This window comes from Cellvibrio sp. UBA7671 (assembly GCA_002483145.1).
Lineage (GTDB): Bacteria > Pseudomonadota > Gammaproteobacteria > Pseudomonadales > Cellvibrionaceae > Cellvibrio > Cellvibrio fibrivorans.
In genome coordinates, this window is the sequence record DLHJ01000002.1 from 310,781 (window position 1) to 329,644 (window position 18,864).

Annotated in this window: 17 protein-coding genes; 13 read left to right on the plus strand and 4 right to left on the minus strand. The window is 48.4% G+C overall.

Annotated features, from left to right (window positions below; translation table 11 throughout):
* Window positions 1–25 precede the first annotated feature (25 nt).
* Window positions 26–1,624 carry a serine/threonine-protein kinase gene (locus B4E62_RS01755; RefSeq protein ID WP_310072129.1) on the minus strand — a complete coding sequence of 533 codons (1,599 nt, stop codon included), beginning with the start codon at window positions 1,622–1,624 and terminating at the stop codon, window positions 26–28.
* A gap of 135 nt (window positions 1,625–1,759) precedes the next feature.
* Between B4E62_RS01755 and B4E62_RS01760 the strand changes: the two genes are divergently transcribed.
* The 3 genes from B4E62_RS01760 (at window position 1,760) to B4E62_RS01770 (ending at window position 6,042) form a co-directional block, all read left to right on the plus strand.
* Window positions 1,760–2,242, plus strand: coding sequence for a nicotinamide-nucleotide amidohydrolase family protein (locus B4E62_RS01760; protein ID WP_310072131.1), 483 nt, complete (start codon window positions 1,760–1,762; stop codon window positions 2,240–2,242).
* A gap of 328 nt (window positions 2,243–2,570) precedes the next feature.
* Complete coding sequence (locus B4E62_RS01765; protein ID WP_331350815.1) at window positions 2,571–4,859, plus strand: Ig-like domain-containing protein; 2,289 nt, start codon at window positions 2,571–2,573, stop codon at window positions 4,857–4,859.
* A gap of 76 nt (window positions 4,860–4,935) precedes the next feature.
* Window positions 4,936–6,042: an outer membrane beta-barrel protein gene (locus B4E62_RS01770; RefSeq protein ID WP_331350816.1), complete on the plus strand. Its 1,107-nt coding sequence runs from the start codon at window positions 4,936–4,938 to the stop codon at window positions 6,040–6,042.
* Between the two features lie 134 nt (window positions 6,043–6,176).
* Here B4E62_RS01770 and B4E62_RS01775 read toward each other — a convergent pair whose 3' ends face one another.
* Window positions 6,177–8,303, minus strand: a complete 2,127-nt coding sequence (locus B4E62_RS01775) for a winged helix-turn-helix domain-containing protein (RefSeq protein WP_331350817.1) — start codon at window positions 8,301–8,303, stop codon at window positions 6,177–6,179.
* Window positions 8,304–8,630: 327 nt separating this feature from the next.
* Between B4E62_RS01775 and B4E62_RS01780 the strand changes: the two genes are divergently transcribed.
* Entirely contained in the window at window positions 8,631–9,224 is a 594-nt protein-coding gene (locus B4E62_RS01780; RefSeq protein WP_310072138.1) for a hypothetical protein, read from the plus strand.
* Between the two features lie 98 nt (window positions 9,225–9,322).
* Here B4E62_RS01780 and B4E62_RS01785 read toward each other — a convergent pair whose 3' ends face one another.
* Both B4E62_RS01785 and B4E62_RS01790 read right to left on the minus strand, forming a co-directional pair.
* On the minus strand, window positions 9,323–10,414 hold the full coding sequence (locus tag B4E62_RS01785) for a CARDB domain-containing protein (RefSeq protein ID WP_331350818.1): 1,092 nt from the start codon (window positions 10,412–10,414) through the stop codon (window positions 9,323–9,325).
* Between the two features lie 16 nt (window positions 10,415–10,430).
* The gene (locus B4E62_RS01790; protein ID WP_331350819.1) at window positions 10,431–11,423 is read right to left on the minus strand and encodes a hypothetical protein; all 993 of its coding nucleotides are present in this window, start codon (window positions 11,421–11,423) and stop codon (window positions 10,431–10,433) included.
* Between the two features lie 245 nt (window positions 11,424–11,668).
* Here B4E62_RS01790 and B4E62_RS01795 point away from each other — a divergent pair, with 245 nt between their 5' ends.
* From B4E62_RS01795 to B4E62_RS01835, 9 genes are all read left to right on the plus strand, one after another.
* Window positions 11,669–12,115 (plus strand): TonB-dependent receptor domain-containing protein, encoded by a 447-nt coding sequence (locus tag B4E62_RS01795; RefSeq protein WP_331350820.1) that lies wholly within the window; start codon window positions 11,669–11,671, stop codon window positions 12,113–12,115.
* A gap of 10 nt (window positions 12,116–12,125) precedes the next feature.
* On the plus strand, window positions 12,126–12,332 hold the full coding sequence (locus tag B4E62_RS01800) for a hypothetical protein (protein ID WP_331350821.1): 207 nt from the start codon (window positions 12,126–12,128) through the stop codon (window positions 12,330–12,332).
* A gap of 36 nt (window positions 12,333–12,368) precedes the next feature.
* Window positions 12,369–12,884 (plus strand): hypothetical protein, encoded by a 516-nt coding sequence (locus tag B4E62_RS01805; RefSeq protein ID WP_331350822.1) that lies wholly within the window; start codon window positions 12,369–12,371, stop codon window positions 12,882–12,884.
* Between the two features lie 202 nt (window positions 12,885–13,086).
* Window positions 13,087–13,566 carry a hypothetical protein gene (locus tag B4E62_RS01810; RefSeq protein ID WP_331350823.1) on the plus strand — a complete coding sequence of 160 codons (480 nt, stop codon included), beginning with the start codon at window positions 13,087–13,089 and terminating at the stop codon, window positions 13,564–13,566.
* A gap of 518 nt (window positions 13,567–14,084) precedes the next feature.
* A complete protein-coding gene (locus tag B4E62_RS01815) occupies window positions 14,085–14,435 on the plus strand; it encodes a DUF6488 family protein (protein ID WP_331350824.1) in 351 nt (116 codons plus the stop codon).
* Window positions 14,436–14,642: 207 nt separating this feature from the next.
* Window positions 14,643–15,686: a recombinase RecA gene (gene recA, locus B4E62_RS01820; RefSeq protein ID WP_310072152.1), complete on the plus strand. Its 1,044-nt coding sequence runs from the start codon at window positions 14,643–14,645 to the stop codon at window positions 15,684–15,686.
* A gap of 214 nt (window positions 15,687–15,900) precedes the next feature.
* Complete coding sequence (locus B4E62_RS01825) at window positions 15,901–16,470, plus strand: DUF4136 domain-containing protein (protein WP_331350825.1); 570 nt, start codon at window positions 15,901–15,903, stop codon at window positions 16,468–16,470.
* A gap of 65 nt (window positions 16,471–16,535) precedes the next feature.
* Window positions 16,536–17,018: a regulatory protein RecX gene (locus tag B4E62_RS01830; protein ID WP_331350826.1), complete on the plus strand. Its 483-nt coding sequence runs from the start codon at window positions 16,536–16,538 to the stop codon at window positions 17,016–17,018.
* Window positions 17,019–17,244: 226 nt separating this feature from the next.
* A complete protein-coding gene (locus B4E62_RS01835; protein ID WP_331350827.1) occupies window positions 17,245–18,864 on the plus strand; it encodes a CTP synthase in 1,620 nt (539 codons plus the stop codon).

Genomic DNA, 18,864 nt, shown 5'->3' on the forward strand with positions numbered 1-18,864 from the left:
CGATAAGTTTTATTTCGGAGAATTCCTAGATTCCCACCATTTTTTCCAACACTTGGGTTTTTTGTTCACCCTGCGCTTGGTTAAATGCCGCGCCTGCCAGTTCTGCACTGGCGATGCGTTTACGTGGGTTGAGGTGGATGATTTGCAAAATCAATCGACGTACTTTGGCCGGCGCCTTGCGTAAACGCCACGCATTTTTCCAGCCCCATAAATCAGGTACCGGCAATTTTCCGGTGAATAATTGGAACAGTATCGCGCCTAATGCGTAAACGTCAGCACCGGTGGAGGCAGGTTCATTGGCGGGTTGATACCAGTGGGTGCCATCGCCATAACTGTGCGCCGGAAAACCAAAGTCACTCAGTTTCAAATGATTTTTTTCGGCAAATAACACGTTGCTGGGGCGCAAATTACCGTGCACGATTCCGTAGGAGTGCGCGCAGGCGAGGGAGTTGCAAAGTTGTTGTGCAATGGTTAAACACTGCCCCAAGCTCAGCGATTGTGTGAGCCGCTCCTGCAAGCTGCCACCGGGTAAATATTCCATTGCGCTGATAAATACGCGTGGATTTTTTCCAGTGCCGAAAATTCGTGCGATATGTGGATGTTGCACTTGCGTTAATTTCGCCGCGTATTGCGGCGCATTGCCCAGATGATCGAGGTTTTGTTTTTTTATCACGAGAAAACGCTGGCGATTGGGATCATTAACCAAATAGGTCGCACCGAAGGGGTTTTCTTTTAATACATCGAGCAAGGTGTAATTGGGCGGAATATTGTCGCGAGTGGATTCGTTGCCCCAGCGGTTACCCTGTAAATGTCGCCCCTGGGAAATCAATAATAATTGCTGGCGAATTTCATCGACACTGGTGGGGCGTTGGTTGGGGTTGGCTTCAATACAGCGATTAATCAACGGCCGCAATGCAGCGGTCATTTGGTGTTTATCTGTGAGTTGCTCTGCATAGGTTTGTTCATTAGCGAGCACAGGCACCACACCAAAAATCAATTCATGCATAAGCACGCCGAGCGAATAAATATCGCTTAGCTGATTGGTGTGCGATGTTCCATTGTGCTGCTCAGGTGCCATGTAAGCACCCGTACCCATAATCCGTTCCTGATCAGGATCTGTTGTCTCGCTGCTGGCGTTGGCGGCCCCTTTGTTCGCAGTAAAGTATCCGGCGATTCCAAAATCCACCAAATAGGCATGGCCGTCGTAATCCACCAAAATATTGGCCGGTTTGATATCGCGATGCACCACACCATTGCGATGCGCATAACCGAGTGCGCTACAGAGCTGGATTAAAATATTTAATTTTCGCGTGAGGCTAATATCTTTGCGCGGCAATACGGTTTCGAGCGAAACACTTTTCACGTAAGGCATCACAAAGTAGGGCAGTTGCTGCTCGCTAATCCCTTTGTCGATAATTTGAATAATATTCGGATGGCTAAGACGCGCCACCAATGTGGATTCCTGTTCAAACTGCTGTTGGATGATTGGATCTTGATTCAAACTTGCGTCCAACACTTTAATCGCCACTGGCCGGTCGAGCGATTTTTGTACCGCCAAATACACTTTGGCCATACCGCCTTCGCCAATCAGCGTTTTGATGTGATACCCCGGAATTGTCTGCACGCTCAATCTCTCGCAAGTTATATGGCTGGAGTATAGATCGCCTTGTCGGACGCGTTTAAAAGTTTCCCGCTGGCATCAATGCCTAAATGGCGGCACACTATCGCCATCCTATCCGCACTTAAACAGGGTCACACAATGGATGATCATCTACATCAATTAAGCCAGCGTCTCGGCGAACAATTACTCCAGCGTAACTGGCGCATTGCCACTGCAGAATCCTGCACTGGCGGCGGAGTCGCCGCTGCCATCACCGCAATTTCCGGCAGCTCCGCCTGGTTTGAATACGGCATCGTCAGTTATGCGAACGCCGCAAAAGAAAAACTGCTCGGTGTATCCAGCGAAACACTCGCACGCGAAGGCGCGGTCAGCGAAGCCGTAGTCATCGAAATGGCGCGCGGTGTACTCGCATTGTCGGGCGCTGATATTGCGGTTGCGATTAGCGGTGTTGCGGGGCCAAGCGGTGGTTCGCCTGAGAAACCGGTTGGCACTGTTTGGTTTGCCTGGGTTACTGCAACGGGTGAAATTAAAACGGAGTTAAAACATTTTGATGGGGATAGGGCGGAGGTGCAAAAACAGGCAGTGGTTTTGGCGTTGGAGGGTGTGATGATTTTGGTTTAGTTCATTTTGAAAAAACATATTCAATTTCAGGGGTGTGATTATCGAATTTATCTTTCTGGTATTTCCAACTTATTTTTCACCTCATCCCATTGTTCATAGTTAGAGTTTGAAATCCATTCCCAACCCGCTAGGTGCGCCGGCGAACAGACATAAAAAATTTCCCTCTGTAGCATCTGCTTAATTATTGCGTTGTTGGCTGTCAATCACGCGATCCCTCTCATTTATTTTTCACGCACGATTTTCCCATCAATCGCTCATTCGGCGACAGTTTTGTATAAACGGTCGTGAATCGGTGCAGCACTAAAAATCATAACCAGGACGGCAAAAAATGAACATATTAAAGAACGACTCTATGCGACTTAAATGGATGATCCCGCTATGCGCCATTACCTTAATGACCGCTTGTGGCGGTAAGGATGATGTATTGGGATCTAGCGCCAACGCGGCACTTGCGCCTTCAGTCACCACAGTAACTCCCGCCGCAAATGCCAACGATGTATTGGTATATGACCCGATGATTACCGCCACATTTAACGAAGCGGTGGCGGTTGTCGGTGGTGGAGCGAGTGTAGTGGTGACCTGCGCTTCGCCCTGTACTAATCCAGTGGGAGCGGTGAGCATTGATAGCACTAACCGCATCGCAACTTTCACTCCCGTCGCCGATTTAATGGGCATGACCCAGTACACAGTAACTATCACCGGTGCTAAAAGTCTTGCTACCGGTCTTACGCTTAAAAGCCCCCACAGCTGGAATTTTACGACTGGTGCTGCATCGACCGCCGTTACGGTAACAGCTGTTGCACCTGGCGCGAATAGCGCGGGTGTATCAATCAATAACACGATTATCAGTGCCGACTTCAGTGAAGCCATTGCATCAGTTACGAACGCAAATTTTATGGTGACCTGCGCCGCACCTTGTGTCAGCCCAACCGGCTCAGTTTCGCGTGACCCGACCAATCGCGTCGCCACTTTTACGCTTACGCCGGGAATGCAGCTTGAGCCTATGACGGTTTATACCGCGAGTGTGAGTGGTGTTAGTAGTCTTGTGACCGGTGCGCTTTTGGCGTCGCCTTTTGTATGGACTTTTACAACAGGGAGCACTGCTGATACGACTCGTCCGCGCGTTACCTTCACGGTGCCTGCAACGACATCGCCTGGTCCTACCACCGGTGTGCCCACCAACATGGCCATCAATGCGGTGTTTTCAGAAAACATGGCGCCAGCGAGTATTTCTTCAACCAGTTTTAGCCTTACCTGCGTTGCGCCCTGCGTTAATCCTGCTGGTAACCTGAGTTATTCCGTGGGTACCAAAACGATGGTGTTTGCACCAGCGATGGCACTTATGACGAACACCACTTACACCGCGCAAATCACCAGCGTGGCGACTGATCTGGCCGGAAACGCATTAGCGGGCAATCAAGCTGCTTTACCGGCGGCGAGCAATTATGTGTGGATGTTTACGACCTCTGCCGAAGCAACTGCGGCAGGGAAGGTATCCGTCACCAATACTAATCCCGCCGACAATGCCGGAAATGTGTGCCCCGACGCAGCTATCAACGCTACGTTTATGGTGCCGTCCGGCGTGCGCATGAATCCCATCAGTGTCAACTCATCGACCTTTACGGTTACCGAAGCGACAGTCGCCAAGACGCCAGTGATTGCAACGGCTGTACTGGTTGATGCAGCAACTGGCCGCATTGCCAGTTTTGATCCGCTAAACGATCTCGTTCCCGGCGTTACCTACACCGCGACATTGAAAGGTGGCGCGAATGGTGTGAAAGATTTGGCCATTCCTGCCAACGCCATGACCAATGACTACAGCTGGGATTTTACTGCCGTGGATTGCTCGACCATCCCCCCGGTAATCATTCCTTTAGGCTCAATAGCTACTTTTGGTACTTTTGGCGGCTCGGCTGGTACTACCAATCAGGGCATTCTGACCATTATTAACGGCGATATAGGTACCACTGCCGTGTCTACCGCGGTAACGGGTTTTCACGATAACGGCGTTGGTTGCACCTACACCGAAACGGATCTGAATATCGGCACTGTTAATGGAAAAATTTACACCTCCGCACCACCACCGACAGTTGCCTGCCCGACGGAAGGCACTGCAGTCACAGCGTTAATAGCAGAAGAAGCGCGTGCTGATGCATTGATCGCCTACAACGCTCTCGTCGCCCAACCGGGCGGTCCAGACCAAGGTGCGGGCAACCTCGCCAATCTGGTGTTAGTACCTGGTGTTTATACCGCCGCTGCGGGTTCATTCATGGTGGAGGGTGGTGACTTAACTCTCGATGCACAAGGCGATACCAATGCGACCTGGGTATTTCAAATGGCCAGCACCCTTAGGGTCGGTGGCCCCGGCGCTGCTGCACCGCAAAGCATCTTGCTGGTGAATGGCGCGCAAGCGAAGAACGTGTTCTGGCAAGTGGGAACCGCAGCGACTATCAACGCCGCTGGTGGTGGAACCATGGTCGGTACCGTTATTTCACAAGCAGGCGCTGCGATTTCTACCGACGGTAATGTTGCAGTCGTCACCATCAATGGTCGGGTCATTTCGTTGAATGCGTCAGTGACGATGGTCAACACGATCATCAATGTACCTAATCCGTAATCGATCAGTAATTGGCGTCGGTAAGTGCCGTGCACTACCGACCTCATAGAGTCATTAAATTGTTGAGGAATAACCTATGAAATTTATTAAAGCGTCAGGGATGTTGGGTCTGATATCACTTACGGCAATCATTAGCTCCGTTACTCAAGCAGACGATGCGGGTTGGTATATGGGTGCTAACATCGGCCAGTCGACTGCTGACATCGACAATGATCGAATCACCGGGAATTTGTTAGACGGTGGTTTCTCTGAAATCATCATCAACAATGATGACCGCGATACCGGCTACAAGTTGTTTGGTGGTTATCAACTCAATCGCAATTTCGCATTGGAAGGCGGCTATTTTGATTTGGGTGAATTCAGCTATACCGCGACCACAATGCCAGCGGGGACCTTGGACGGTCACATGAAACTCCGCGGCATTAATCTCGACTTGCTAGGGTTTATTCCATTCAGCGAAAAGTTTTCTGCATTCGGTAGGGTAGGTGCTAATTATGCCGAAGCTAAAGACCACTTCAGTGGAACGGGAGCGGTAAATGTACTCAGCCCACGCGCGGATGAACGTGATACCAATTTAAAATTGGGTGCTGGTGTGCAATATGCATTCACCGATGCACTTGCAATGCGCATCGAAGCTGAACGTTATCGCATTAACGACGCTGTAGGTAATAAAGGCGATATTGATTTGGTGTCGGTCGGTTTGGTTTATCGCTTTGGCGTAAAATCAGCGCCGATTGCTGTAGTGCAAAAACCGGAACCTGTTCGTACACCGGTTGCGCCGACACCGCCTGCTCCGCGCACAGAAAAATATACCTTGTCGGCAAATGAATTATTTACCTTCGATAGTTCAGCGGTGCGTCAACCGCAAGCAAAACTCGATGAAATCGCGACTGCATTAAAAGGAGATGGATCACCGGATGAAATTGTTATCGTCGGCTATACAGATCGTTTGGGTTCCGATGATTACAATCAGAAGTTGTCTGAGCGCCGTGCAATTGCGGTTAAAGATTACTTGATGAACAAAGGCATAGAATCGAGCCGTCTGCGTGCAGAAGGCCGTGGTGAAGCTGATCCGGTAGTGATGTGTGACGAACAAAACAAAGCGGCGCTGATTAGTTGCTTAAGTCCGAATCGCCGCGTAGAAATTGAAAAAATGACTATCGTGCGTGAAGTAACTCCCTAGCGGAAATCTGCTGTCTACTATTAAGTAACAGCTGATAGGAAAATAAAAAACTGCCGACATAATCCAATTGTCGGCGGTTTTTTAATGTTTATTAGTTAGTGATTTACACACTATCCATCCTTTGGAAATATCCATTACTTCAGCAACACAATATTTGCCTCTGGCAAATAACATTCTGTTTGCAGCAAACCTTTATCGATATTGAACGACGTGGTCGAGACGGCACTATTTTCCTGTATTAAAAAAGTCGATTTGCTGGCTGCTGCATAATCCAGGTAGTAGATATCGGATTCCTGGCAAACTCCACCACTCATGAAATAAATGCCTTTGTTGCTGGCTTTAAGCAATTTGCTGTATTCATCGAGGTTAGCGGTTACGCGTTCAAGTGTGTCATTTTTGCCGCGCAACGCCCACAGGCCGTTTTCGCTAACGTATTGGAAATAAATATCCCCACCGTATTCGATTGCCGAGCCCACAGCGCCAAAAGTGAGCTGCTTCCACTGTTCGCCTTCAATGCGCCAGAGGTTTCTGATTTCGCCGTTGTGCTTGAGTGCAAAAAGCCGATTGATTGTGGGGAAGTAGGCGATAGGTTCGATAGTATCGGTGCCGCTTAGTAATAATGCCGTTTTATGGGTAAGCAGGTTGTGATGATAAATCTGGTTATCGGCGTTGAAGACAATGTGCTCGCCATCATCAGACCAAATAATACTATCGACTTTTTTCGGCGCAGGCTGAGTGGTGAGTTGGCGTTCTTGCCCATTCTCCACTAACCATAAATGGATTTGATTGTTGCGCACCGAGGCATAGACAACTTTTTCACCATTGGGGGAAAAGCTGGCTGCATAATTAAAGTCAGTATTTTCAGTGAGCCGGGTTTTGGCTCCGTCGAGTGCGACCAATAAAATATTGGAGCTGCGTTTTTCTTCCGTATAAAAGATGCCATTGCCATCAGCGCTGTAATGTGGGCGCGAGAAAATTTTGTCTTTGTTATCCGCTAATGGAATGGGGGTTTGTTTTCCATCCAAATATACCGCGATTAATTTCCGTTCCTCTTCGGCATATATCAGTACTCCACTACCATCGGGGATCCAGGTGATATCCGCTGCGGTAACCTCTAACTTCACGCGACTGATACGCTCTTGTTGCGCGTTTAGAAAATCGATCTGGATTTTGTTTTTATACCTGCTGGCAATTGCCGTCTTTTGATTGAGCACAGCGCTGGCAACCGGGTTAGCGGCGCCTTCAACTTCATCCAACAATGCTAATTGCTGATCCAGAATGGAATAGCGGTAGCGGCCATTGCCGGAGTTGGGGCCTTGTTTGGCCACAATCTCCAGCGTGTTTTCATCCCACCAGGTCACACTGAAAATTTGCCCTTGCCATTGGCTAAGTTGCTGCTTCTCTAATAGTCGCTCTTGTGTAAGGTCCAGAGTGAAAATATGAAAAGAATAAAGGTAATTGGATGGTTGATAAAATTGTGTTCCCAGTGGCAAGCCGTCGCGGCGTTTTACTTCAATCGCTACCAAATTATTACCGGTCGGTGACCAAGCCAGCTTGAACCAATTGCCATTACTATTGGCAATACGCCAGTCTTGACCTTCCGCATTGCGGATCACAATTTCGCTTTCGGTTTCAGTCAGCTTATCAGTAAGTAATTTTTCGCGGATATAGGCGAGATGTCGATTATCCGGGTGCGGCGTCGCGCTGCGCTCATGTCCTGTTTCGTTAGTGTAGCCCTGGGTTGTGTGGAAATCCGTTTGGTGGTTGTGCGGTAGGTAAAGGGTATTCCAGTTGATCGTCTTATAGAGTATTGCGATCGCCACCAGCACGACTAATGCCGCACCGGCAACACGCCACTGCCACAGGTTGTGTGTGTTACTTGCCTGTGTTGCAACTGCACTGGGTTCATTTGTCGTATCGGTTAAAGCATGAGCAAGAAACTGCGGCTCTACCATCAATTGATAGCCGCGCTTTGAATAATGGGCAATCAATTCCTGATCACCAATCAGCTCGCACAATGCACTACGCAGCGCGTTAATACTTTTTTGCACTGAACCATGGGTGACGACGCGGCCTTCCCATAACTGTTCAATCAGTTCTTCATTACTGATCACACGGCTTTGGTTGCGTGCGAGGTAATGTAATACCTCCATCGCTTTGGGTTGTAGTTTGATGCTTTGGTTGTGTGCCCAAAGTGTGTTGTGTGAAGGCGATACTTTCACTTCGCCCAGCATAAAGCTGGTCTCTTGATGGGCGTTCATAGCAGTCCGGAACCTGTTGCAGTCAGCATGGTTAACCCTTTTCTGGTAAGTTTTTCTTATTAGTCTGCGTGCGGCGCAGTGCATTCTGTAAGCTGCGGCATGGGTGTAATTTTGCAAGATATGAACGGGTGAATACAAGTAATGTGCGTGTTTGGATAAATTCTATCTTATTGATTTTTAAATAGAAAAATTTGGTAAGCAAAAGGTAAGCGCGAAGTTTTTGTATGGTCAGTGTTTTCATCGCTATTTGCAATATATTCAATTCACACACATCCTCTGCTGTATCGATGAGTGTCCTCTTACATCACAACCGCAAAAGGTAAGGTTATGAAACTTTCATTCATTAAGTCCTCACAAATAAAAATGTCACTGCTCATGCCTGCGCTTCTTCTCTGTCCGCTGCTTTCCTTCGCTGCACCTGAGTCAGCTCCGGGTGATGCCAAGGCTCCGCTGGTCTACATCAACCAAAACATCGGCTTTAATGTGAAGGGCTACAACTATAAGCAGTCAGAGTTTCCCTGCAATATCGATAAGGTACTGGTGAAAAATCTTGTCGAGCAAGCCAAAAGCGATGGCATACAGCTTGAGCCTGTGGGCACTGCGGACAAAATTCTCAATGGCGTGATCCCGGTGGTGGCCATCGACATTGAAAAGCTGGTGTTGGGAAATGAAGAGCGTCAATTCGGTACCAAGCAAAGTAACCCGCTTCCCAAGGTGCAGGTTACTGTTGCCTTGATCAAAGGTAAGAATGATATGGTCACTGCCAAACACACTTGCGCCATCATGACGCTTAATGAATTTACTCCATCGACCAACGTATTGGACTTGGGAACCGGAACGACTGTCTGCTCCGCAACGCGTAAATGCTTAAAGGATTTGAGTAAAGATGTAGTGGCCTGGGTGTCGCCCCAGATTAAGTAAGTAGTAAATTCAGGCGTTGCTGATAAACAAAAACCCACCAGAACAATTCAGTTCTGGCGGGTTTTCTACGCATGATAAACCATAAAAGTAGCAGTGGTTTATTGAATCCGAATAGGAATATAAGCCATGTTGTTATCGCCATTGGTTTCGGATATGTCATTGTTCTCGTCGATGATAATCCCGATCCAATAATTTTGCCCCACCGTTAAATCGCTCGGAATAAATACCGGAATAGTGGTGGTGTGTACATCATCCGGGCTGAGAGAGCCGAATGTGCCACCGCCAAGCCGTCTGTCGCCCGTGCTGATGAAATCATTGTTGGAGACATAAATTCCGAAGCTGATGTTGCTTTGCGTGGTTTTACCATTATTTTCCAGTGTAAATTCCGGGCGCACAGTAGTGCCACGGGTTACGCGGAAACCAGGTTCACCCGCGATGGTGATGCCGGTTAAAGTCGCGGTATTGGCATTGTTGCGCACTCTTACACGGTCATGGCTGGAATACTCACCATCGGCACCGGTACGGCGCCAGTGGGCTACAGACACATCATTGAAAGTACTGCTTTGGTTGCCGTACAAAACACGTGAGCCGTGCGACGCATCTTCACCAAAATAAATATTCGCCGTTGTGCCATTGGTGTGGTGATGGCGCCATGAATCACCCATCACGTTGTATTCCCAATTCACGTGCATCAAACCGAGGAAGTGTCCGGCCTCGTGCGTGATGACGGAATCAATCGGGCGTGCTGAACCTGTATAGGTGAAGTTGGATGATTTTGCGGTGGAGCTGGTCCAGGTGCGATCCGAATCCAACACAATATCTACTTCATCCAGACCATAGTGCCAACCGAAAAACCAATAGCAGTGGTAATTCATTTGCGCTACGCCCGGTGGCGAAATACTGTTTGCGTAAATTTCATTTTGGCCGTTGCCCCGGCTTACACCACCGGTTTCAGTTGTGGCATTCACGACAAAAGGTGATGGGTTGGCATTGGTAGCATTAATGCCGCGTTGCACGGCGGTTAAGTTACTGCCGTTAAAACTGATGGTGTTGATCCGCGCACTAGTTGAGTTGCCACCCCAGCGCAATTTTTTACCGCTATCGCCATCGCACTCCAACCAGGACGCACTCAGTGCGGGTTGTGCGAGCAGTACAATTAACGAGCTGACTAATAAATTAAACCGTAACATGATATGTCTCCCTATATTACTTAACGGTTAGTGGTGAAGTTGTGGCAGTCTTGCGCACAAGGTTTTCCGTTTGACCACGGAATTTCAATTCTTCATCGCTAGGTTTTGGCTCGGTGATGGCCACTTCTTTTACTGCGGCAGCCACCGGAGGCTTAACAGTAAAGGCGAGTTTCGGATTGGCCGGTACAACGCGTTGTTCGGGCTGGCCTAGCTCTGCGTTGAAGTGTTCGATCAATGCAAAAAACTCATCAGTGATCAGCGGTTCGCGATATTTTTTCATCACCTCTGCAGGCGCTTCGCCTGAGTAATCATCTGCTTTGGTAATGCCTTCAACATTCATGTTGATGCGATATAAAGCCGGTGCTTCTGCTTCATATTTTTTGCGCAGTTCTTCCAATCCTTTGCTATCGATTTGATTGGCGGCAATCCAACGCGCAGCGTCAGGTTGTTTGATCACCTTATCGAACGCAGGGCGGGGCATTTCCATGGTGTTGACGTCAAAACGCGGTTTGCCGCCAAATTCCAACGATTTTTCTGCGCCTACCAGCGGCACACCAAAGCCACTGTAGATACGGTCTTCAAGCACACGGAAGCGGCCTTCTACACAATTCACCAATTGGCAATCGCCAGGTTCACCCCCGGGAATAAACAATACATCGGCTTCGCCGCGTGCAAATGTGGGCGCCGTGGTTTCGGTGTAAGCACCACCACTGCCATCGGCACCTCCGGGAACGCGCAGGGTAATTTTTTCCGGCAGATAACCGCGGAATACTTTACCAATCTCGTAGGTTACAAATGTGTGTGGGACACCTTTGGGTTCTTCGCGAGTAGGTTCGGAATTGCGGTATTGGATATCAACGACTTTGCCATAAGCGACTGCAGCGCTCTGCGCCATCAATTCGCGCAGACCACCGGCATCTGCATCGGCAGCGCTGTGGGCCATCAGGGTTTGGCTGGAGAGAAACAGGGAACAGGCTGTTGCCAGCCCCAAAAACAATTGCGGCTTCATGACGAAACTCCTTCTATTGATTAACAACACGGCTTGGTTACAGGGTGCAATCAAGCTCTGCTAAAGAACATTCAGAATCCTTAATGTTCTAGTCGCCAGAGTAGGGGGAGTTGCGGGCGTGGGCGAGGAAATATTCCCCTTGGGATTTGGGCATTATTTCACAGCAAGCCTGAAATCCTGGCTCAGGCAATGGCTGTTGTTTTGCACGATAGGCTTGATGACAGCATAATGCAAATGATACTCTAATGATAATTATTATCAATTGGTGGTTGATTCTGATTGTTATACGTTTTCTTATCATAGAAGAGTATCTATCGATGCAGCAAAAGGCTAATCGCGTTACCCCGTTCCGAAAACTGTGCTCGTTTCAAGGGCGCGTCCTTAATGAAGCTACGCCTGAGCACATCGCACGTTTGTTTGCGACTTATCAATGTCTCAATGAGTTAACCATTGGCGGTGGAGTTAATTATCAAAGTGAGTGGAGTGCGAGTCGCTACAGTGCTGTGTCAGCGCGTCAGGATGATTATTTATTAGTGAATCTGATGGCGAGCTATCCGATTAGTGACACTTTCACTGTTGCTGTGAACGCCGACAATGCGCTGGATAAAAAGTGTTACTCATATTTATCCGCCGTCTCCAATCGCTGCGGTGAGCCGCGCAATATGCGTATTACCTTACGGGCGAATTTTTAAATGGTGCCTTATGGTCAGTACAGAAATGATGGCATTAAATGCGCGCGCCGATGCGGTTCAATTTTGGCCTGAAATGTATTTTTATGATCGGGCGGCGATTGTGTTGAGCCGTTTATTAAATATCGATGCGGGTGTGCGCTTTTGTCCGTTAGATGAACGCCGCTATTTGCGTGCGAATCATTGGCTGGATCAGCGCTGCCTCGCATTTTTTAATTAGCACCCCAAAGGATTGGGGGTTGAGTGCGGTGCTGGTTTGAGTACGCGTTTTCATCGGCTCAGTGAGCGGCATGATTGGCCCCAATTTTCCTGGGTTGATATCGATAGTGAAGAGAGTATTGCGCTCAAATCCAAAGTAATGCCAGCGATTGATAATTACCGGTTAATTGCCAGCGACCAACAGGTTGAAGAGCTTGTCAGTGCAATCTATTGGGATAGATCAACACCGCTGATGATTGTTATTGATGGCCTCTCACATGAAGTGGATGCTGAATGGTTAAAATCCTTAATGCAAATTTTGCTGACGCAGCGCTGTGGAAATACGCCAATCCGTATTTTTGTGATACTTGAAGCATCGCCAACCTGGTATGAAAAAATATTCAGTCGGATGGGGTTGCCTGCTTTAGGGCGATGGCAGTCGGCGTTTTCAAGCTTGGGAGGTGATATTCATTCAATTAAATATTTTGGTAAAAATACCCAGAACAATAAAGAGATGGTAATGGGGTTGGTGCTCAGTTACCGATGTTTCCGACAATTGCCCAAGCGTCGCTAACACCAACCAACTCAATACCGATGGCGATGGGACCGGTGACGTATGCGATAGTGATATCGACAATGATGGCGTTCTTAACGGAGTCGATAATTGCCCTAGCGTTGCCAATCTCGCACAGGGTGATATCGACGGCGATGGAATCGGTGATAGTTGCGATGCCACTGAAAATATCGCCTGTGGTCCCACCGCATTGTTTAAACCCATGAATCAAGCTGATGTTACTATTTCGTCGGGGGCACGCGGTGTGTTGTGTGTTGGCTGCGGTGTGTTGAATGCAAATAATATTATCGATTCCAGCCTCACCAACGCGGGCACGCTGGTAACCCTGGTCGGCACCGCAGCAGAAGTCTACGCCCGCGCAACCCATGGCCCCGCAACGACTTACACCGGCAGCAAAAGAGTTGGCGTTATAGTTTCAGCTCCTGTTGGTTTGCTGGATTTGTCGATTCTGGGAAAAATCAGAATCACTACACTCAATAACGGTACCCAACAACAAACCTTCGGTTTGGGTAGTGCAGTGAGTCTGCAATTGTTGGGGGTGTTTAACGAACCGAACAAATATTTATTGTTGGTCAATACCACCAATAATTTTGACTCGGTAGAAATCAGTCAGGGCGCCGTAGTCGGCGCGCTCAATTCACTTGACGTGTATGCCATGTGCGTAGCGCCACCGCCATTATAATCGTTCCTCGGGGTATTTACTTTTCGTCCCAATAAGAGCAAGTCCCGCACCATTCTGGATTTGCACAATCTCACCGGCGTGGTGGCTTTGCCGATCTATGCCAGCAGTGGTTGCCCATATCAATGAATTTCTTAACGGTTTGCATTTGCAGCATTTTCGCCATTGGCTGCAGCGATGGTTGTAGGTGTTTGGTGTTTTGGCGGGTTAAGTATGTATCCCCCCCGGCTTTATCTTTTTTGTGAAAAAGCGCAAGCGCCAACACGCCAAAGAGCAAAGCAAAGGTGCTCGGGTAGTGGATGCACTCGCGGTTACAGCTGTGACCGGAATGCTGATCGCCAACCGATTATTCCCCAACACCTTTCCAACAGGTTGGCCTGGTGTCCGCGCTTGCTCACTTACCACGTTAGTTGGGCGGCACCGGCGAACTAATCGCCGGTGCCATTCCGCCTCGTGCAATTGTTGATATAGTTGCCAGGCTTGAATATTTCGTTTTTTTAACCCTCACAGGAAACGGCTTGATGAAAACGTTGATCTCCTTTTTATTGGTTGGTGTGTTATGCAATATTCCAGTGGCAATGGCGCATGAAGGCCATGATCACAGTTTCATTACCGAACCCGCTGCCATTATTGTTGGAAAGGATTATTCAGTGCAGTTAACTCAGGAAGATGGTGGGTTTGGTTTCGGTAAGCTTCCTGAAAGCTGGCGTAAAGTACCTGCCAAAAATGCAAAGCTGCACAGGAAAGGTGATGGCTACTGCATAGTTGCTGTCACTAACGACATTGAGCAAAAGACCTTGTATGTGCTGATGACATCCAATGGCGACGTGTCCAATGCGAACTTTACCGGCGAGTTCAAAGGCCTGGAGTAATAAGCATCGACTCAAAAGCACTGTATAAAAGGCTAGTACTGTTTGCACATACAGTTTTTTGCTGTATGCTATCCCCAATGGTGTGATCTTGAATCTACCTGGTTGCAAAAAGAGCGACCCTAAAGAGCTGCCGGATAGAGTGGTTCAACAGATTTCATAGTAATTTCATAACAACGTGTTTCATTATTTTTTATGTTGAGGTGTCAGATGGATGCGAATAAAGAGAAGGCGCTGCAGGCCGCATTGAGCCAAATCGAACGTCAATTTGGTAAAGGTACCGTGATGCGTATGGGCGATAAAGAGCAAGTCGCCATTCCTGCAATTTCTACCGGTTCCCTTGGGCTTGATGTGGCGCTGGGGATTGGCGGCTTACCTAAAGGCCGGATTATTGAAATCTACGGCCCTGAATCTTCCGGCAAAACAACCCTGACGCTGCAAGTTATTGCTGAGGCCCAGCGCGCCGGCGGTACTTGTGCGTTTATCGATGCCGAACATGCGCTCGATCCTATTTATGCATCCAAGCTCGGCGTCAATGTCGAAGACTTGATTATCTCCCAGCCGGATACCGGCGAGCAGGCCTTGGAAGTCACCGATATGCTGGTGCGCTCTGGCGCGGTTGATGTATTGGTGGTCGATTCGGTTGCTGCTTTGACACCTCGCGCAGAAATCGAAGGCGAAATGGGTGATCACCATGTGGGTCTGCAGGCACGTTTGATGTCGCAAGCGTTGCGCAAAATTACCGGTAATATCAAAAACGCCAACTGCCTGGTGATTTTTATCAATCAGATCCGTATGAAAATCGGTGTTATGTTCGGTAACCCTGAAACCACTACGGGTGGTAATGCGTTGAAATTCTATGCATCTGTGCGTTTGGATATCCGCCGTATAGGTGCCGTGAAAGAGGGTGAAGAAGTCATCGGTTCAGAAACCCGTGTAAAAGTGGTGAAGAACAAGGTTGCACCACCATTTAAACAAGCTGAATTCCAGATCCTTTATGGCTCGGGAATTAACCGCATGGGCGAAATTGTTGATTATGGCGTTAAGCTGGGTTTAATCGATAAGGCCGGAGCTTGGTACAGTTATCAGGGTAACAAGATTGGTCAAGGTAAAAACAATGTGATGAAGTTTTTACAGGAAAATCCGGTTATTTCCAAAGAGCTTGAGCACAAAGTCAGAACGGAACTCCTGGCTACCCCGGCACTCTCATTAAGTCCAGGTGGTAGTGAAGTGACTGACGATGTGGAAATGTAAGTACCTGTAGGGCTGTTAAAAACCTCCGTTTGCGCTTGGGCAGCGGAGGTTTTTGTATTTAAAGCTGTGCGCTTGCATTGATTAATGCTACTCACTATGTTGTGGCTACAGTGGTAAACTGGAATTGAAAATTTGCACAAAATTAATAGGGTGGATGTGTAAGTTAAGACGATATTCGATATTCAGTCAGGCGATATTAAAGGTGGTGTTAGTAATGAAACAAATAGGTGTGTTGTTGGTAGCGTTAAGCGCATTGGTTTTTGCTGGTTGCACCACGCAGCCCAGAGTAGAAACGGACCATCAAGCGGATTTTGATTTTTCATCACTAAAGACTTTTGATGTGGCGGAGACCAAGCAGGACACTAAAGATAGTATTCTGGTTTCGCCGTTTACCTTGAGCCATATTCATTCTGCGTTGGAAGGTGAGTTAGGTAAGCGCTATCAAAATGCGGCGACAGGCGCAAAACCTGATTTTATTGTGAGTTATCACGTGGTCATCGAAGAGAAGATCGATCCCCGCAGCTACGATGATCTTTACGGGTTTGGCTACTATGGCCGCCCTTATCGCTATCCATCACCTTTCTTTCATGGTCCGGGTACTGGTTTGCGCGTGTACAATCAAGGCAGCTTGATTATTGATATTGTCGATGCAAAAACTGAAAAGCCTATTTGGCGTGGAGTTTCCGAGAAACGGTTAAGTCGCAGTATGGCGCCCCAGCAACAGCGTGAAGTGTTGAGTCGTGCTGTCACAGAGGTAATTGCCCAGTTTCCACCGGTTAATTAAGCCCGTGGTGCAATGATCCAAATGGCCGCTGTTGCGGCCATTTTTATTAGCACTGGATTTATTCTATGCAACAAGTAGTCCCTGGGGTAGTACCTACATTAAGTGACATTCGCTTCAACGCGATGAACCTTTTAGCGCTGCGCGAACATTCTGCTAAAGAGTTGAAAGAGAAGTTAGGGCGCAAATTTGCAACTGTGGAGTTGATTGACGAGGCTATTGCGGGGTTGATCGAGCTAAATCTGCAATCCGATGAGCGCTTTGCCCAAGCTTTTGTTGCCATGCGTCAGAGGCAGGGGAAGGGGCCGGTTATTATTAAGATGGAATTGCGTGAAAAGGGTGTTGATCCCGGACTGATTGGCCGGTTTGTCGATGATGCTGATGTTTTGTGGTTTGAGCTTGCACATGACACATGGCGGAAAAAATTTCGCGGCACTATACCTGCTGATGCCCGCGAGCGGGCAAAGCAAATGCGCTTTTTACACTCGCGCGGCTTTTCCAGCCGCCATATCCAGGCAGTATTTACTGCAGCAACTAGCGACGACTGGTGAAAATCCGGCTTATGTGGCTGTTTGCTGATGTGTTTCTTCTTTGTTCTAATTATTTGATTCGTCTACAGGTTTGCTACTCCGGCGAGCTTTTCATTGAGCCGAAAAGGCCTTTCTGTTACTCTGGCGCCCCGTCCTGAACGATAAATCCCCCTGCCTCGCAACGAGCGCTGCTGTTGGCATTTATCTCCATTCCGCTCCGCATTTTTCACAGTTAATCAGGTTTTACATGACGCGCTATATATTCGTAACTGGTGGTGTTGTTTCCTCATTGGGCAAAGGCATCGCCTCGGCTTCCCTGGCGGCGATCCTTGAGGCTCGTGGCCTCAAAGTAACCATCATGAAGCTCGACCCCTATATCAACGTAGATCCGGGCACTATGAGCCCCTTCCAGCATGGAGAGGTGTTTGTTACCGAAGATGGCGCCGAGACAGATCTGGATTTGGGTCACTACGAGCGCTTTATCCGTACCAAAATGACGCGTCGCAACAATTTTACTACCGGCCGTGTCTACGAAACCGTGTTGCGCAAAGAACGCCGCGGCGATTACTTGGGCGGAACGGTACAGGTTATTCCCCACATTACCGATGAAATCAAGCGTCGCATTCTTGAAGGTGGGCGCGATGTTGATGTCGCTTTGGTTGAGATCGGCGGTACTGTTGGCGATATCGAATCCCAACCCTTTCTGGAAGCGGTGCGCCAGCTAAAAGTAGAAATGGGTTCCCGTGCTTTGTTGATGCATTTGACCCTTGTGCCTTATATCGCCACCGCTGGCGAAACCAAAACCAAGCCAACCCAGCACTCGGTGAAAGAGTTGCGTTCAATCGGTTTGCAGCCAGATATTTTGCTGTGCCGCTCTGAACGCTTGGTGGACGAGGACTCGCGCCGCAAAATTTCTCTGTTCACCAACGTGGCCGAGCGTGCGGTCGTGCCGCTTCCCGATGCCGACACCATTTATTCGATTCCCCGTCTACTGCAAAGCTATGGTTTGGATCAGATTGTTGTTGAGCTGCTGGGTTTGCAGTGTCCCGTCGCTGACTTGAGCGAGTGGGACGAGGTAGTGGAAGGTAAATTAAATCCCGTGAACTCCGTTACCATTTCCATGGTTGGTAAATACATGGAATTACTGGACGCCTACAAGTCGCTGATTGAAGCGCTGACTCATGCGGGTATACATACTCATACCAAAGTGAACATTAATTACATCGATGCCGAGCGTGTTGAAAATGAAGGCGTAGATATTTTAAAAGATGCCGATGCGATTTTGGTTCCCGGTGGTTTTGGTGAGCGCGGCGTGGAGGGCAAATTAATGGCCGTTCAGTATGCGCGCGAAAATAAAGTGCCATATCTCGGGATTTGCTTGGGGATGCAATCAGTTGTGATTGAATTTGCACGCAATGTGTTGGGTTTGAAAGGTGCCAATTCTACAGAGTTTGATCGCAATTCCCCGCATCCGGTCATCGGTTTGATTACCGAGTGGATCACCTCGGAAGGCGAAGTTGAAAAGCGTGATGAGTCCTCTGACCTTGGTGGTACCATGCGTTTGGGCGCACAAGAATGCCGCTTGGTTGCCGGTTCAAATGCGCGCAAAGTTTATGGCGCCGATGTGATTGTTGAGCGCCATCGCCATCGCTATGAAGTTAACAACAATTATGTTGATCAATTGCAAAAAGCCGGTTTGAAAATCGGCGGTTGGTCGGCCGATGATACCTTGGTAGAGATGGTAGAAATTCCAGATCACCCCTGGTTTGTTGCTTGTCAATTCCACCCGGAATTTACCTCTACTCCGCGCGATGGACATCCATTGTTTACGGCGTTTGTAAAAGCGGCTTTGGCAAATAAAAAATAA

What these genes read in the sequence shown, in the direction of transcription:
- B4E62_RS01760 (WP_310072131.1), top strand. Translation starts at nt 1,760, where the DNA reads ATGGATGATCATCTACATCAATTAAGCCAGCGTCTCGGCGAACAATTA.
- B4E62_RS01765 (WP_331350815.1), top strand. Translation starts at nt 2,571, where the DNA reads ATGAACATATTAAAGAACGACTCTATGCGACTTAAATGGATGATCCCG.
- B4E62_RS01770 (WP_331350816.1), top strand. Translation starts at nt 4,936, where the DNA reads ATGAAATTTATTAAAGCGTCAGGGATGTTGGGTCTGATATCACTTACG.
- B4E62_RS01775 (WP_331350817.1), bottom strand. Translation starts at nt 8,303, where the DNA reads ATGAACGCCCATCAAGAGACCAGCTTTATGCTGGGCGAAGTGAAAGTA.
- B4E62_RS01780 (WP_310072138.1), top strand. Translation starts at nt 8,631, where the DNA reads ATGAAACTTTCATTCATTAAGTCCTCACAAATAAAAATGTCACTGCTC.
- B4E62_RS01785 (WP_331350818.1), bottom strand. Translation starts at nt 10,414, where the DNA reads ATGTTACGGTTTAATTTATTAGTCAGCTCGTTAATTGTACTGCTCGCA.
- B4E62_RS01790 (WP_331350819.1), bottom strand. Translation starts at nt 11,423, where the DNA reads ATGAAGCCGCAATTGTTTTTGGGGCTGGCAACAGCCTGTTCCCTGTTT.
- B4E62_RS01795 (WP_331350820.1), top strand. Translation starts at nt 11,669, where the DNA reads ATGATAATTATTATCAATTGGTGGTTGATTCTGATTGTTATACGTTTT.
- B4E62_RS01800 (WP_331350821.1), top strand. Translation starts at nt 12,126, where the DNA reads ATGGTCAGTACAGAAATGATGGCATTAAATGCGCGCGCCGATGCGGTT.
- B4E62_RS01810 (WP_331350823.1), top strand. Translation starts at nt 13,087, where the DNA reads ATGAATCAAGCTGATGTTACTATTTCGTCGGGGGCACGCGGTGTGTTG.
- B4E62_RS01815 (WP_331350824.1), top strand. Translation starts at nt 14,085, where the DNA reads ATGAAAACGTTGATCTCCTTTTTATTGGTTGGTGTGTTATGCAATATT.
- recA (WP_310072152.1), top strand. Translation starts at nt 14,643, where the DNA reads ATGGATGCGAATAAAGAGAAGGCGCTGCAGGCCGCATTGAGCCAAATC.
- B4E62_RS01825 (WP_331350825.1), top strand. Translation starts at nt 15,901, where the DNA reads ATGAAACAAATAGGTGTGTTGTTGGTAGCGTTAAGCGCATTGGTTTTT.
- B4E62_RS01830 (WP_331350826.1), top strand. Translation starts at nt 16,536, where the DNA reads ATGCAACAAGTAGTCCCTGGGGTAGTACCTACATTAAGTGACATTCGC.
- B4E62_RS01835 (WP_331350827.1), top strand. Translation starts at nt 17,245, where the DNA reads ATGACGCGCTATATATTCGTAACTGGTGGTGTTGTTTCCTCATTGGGC.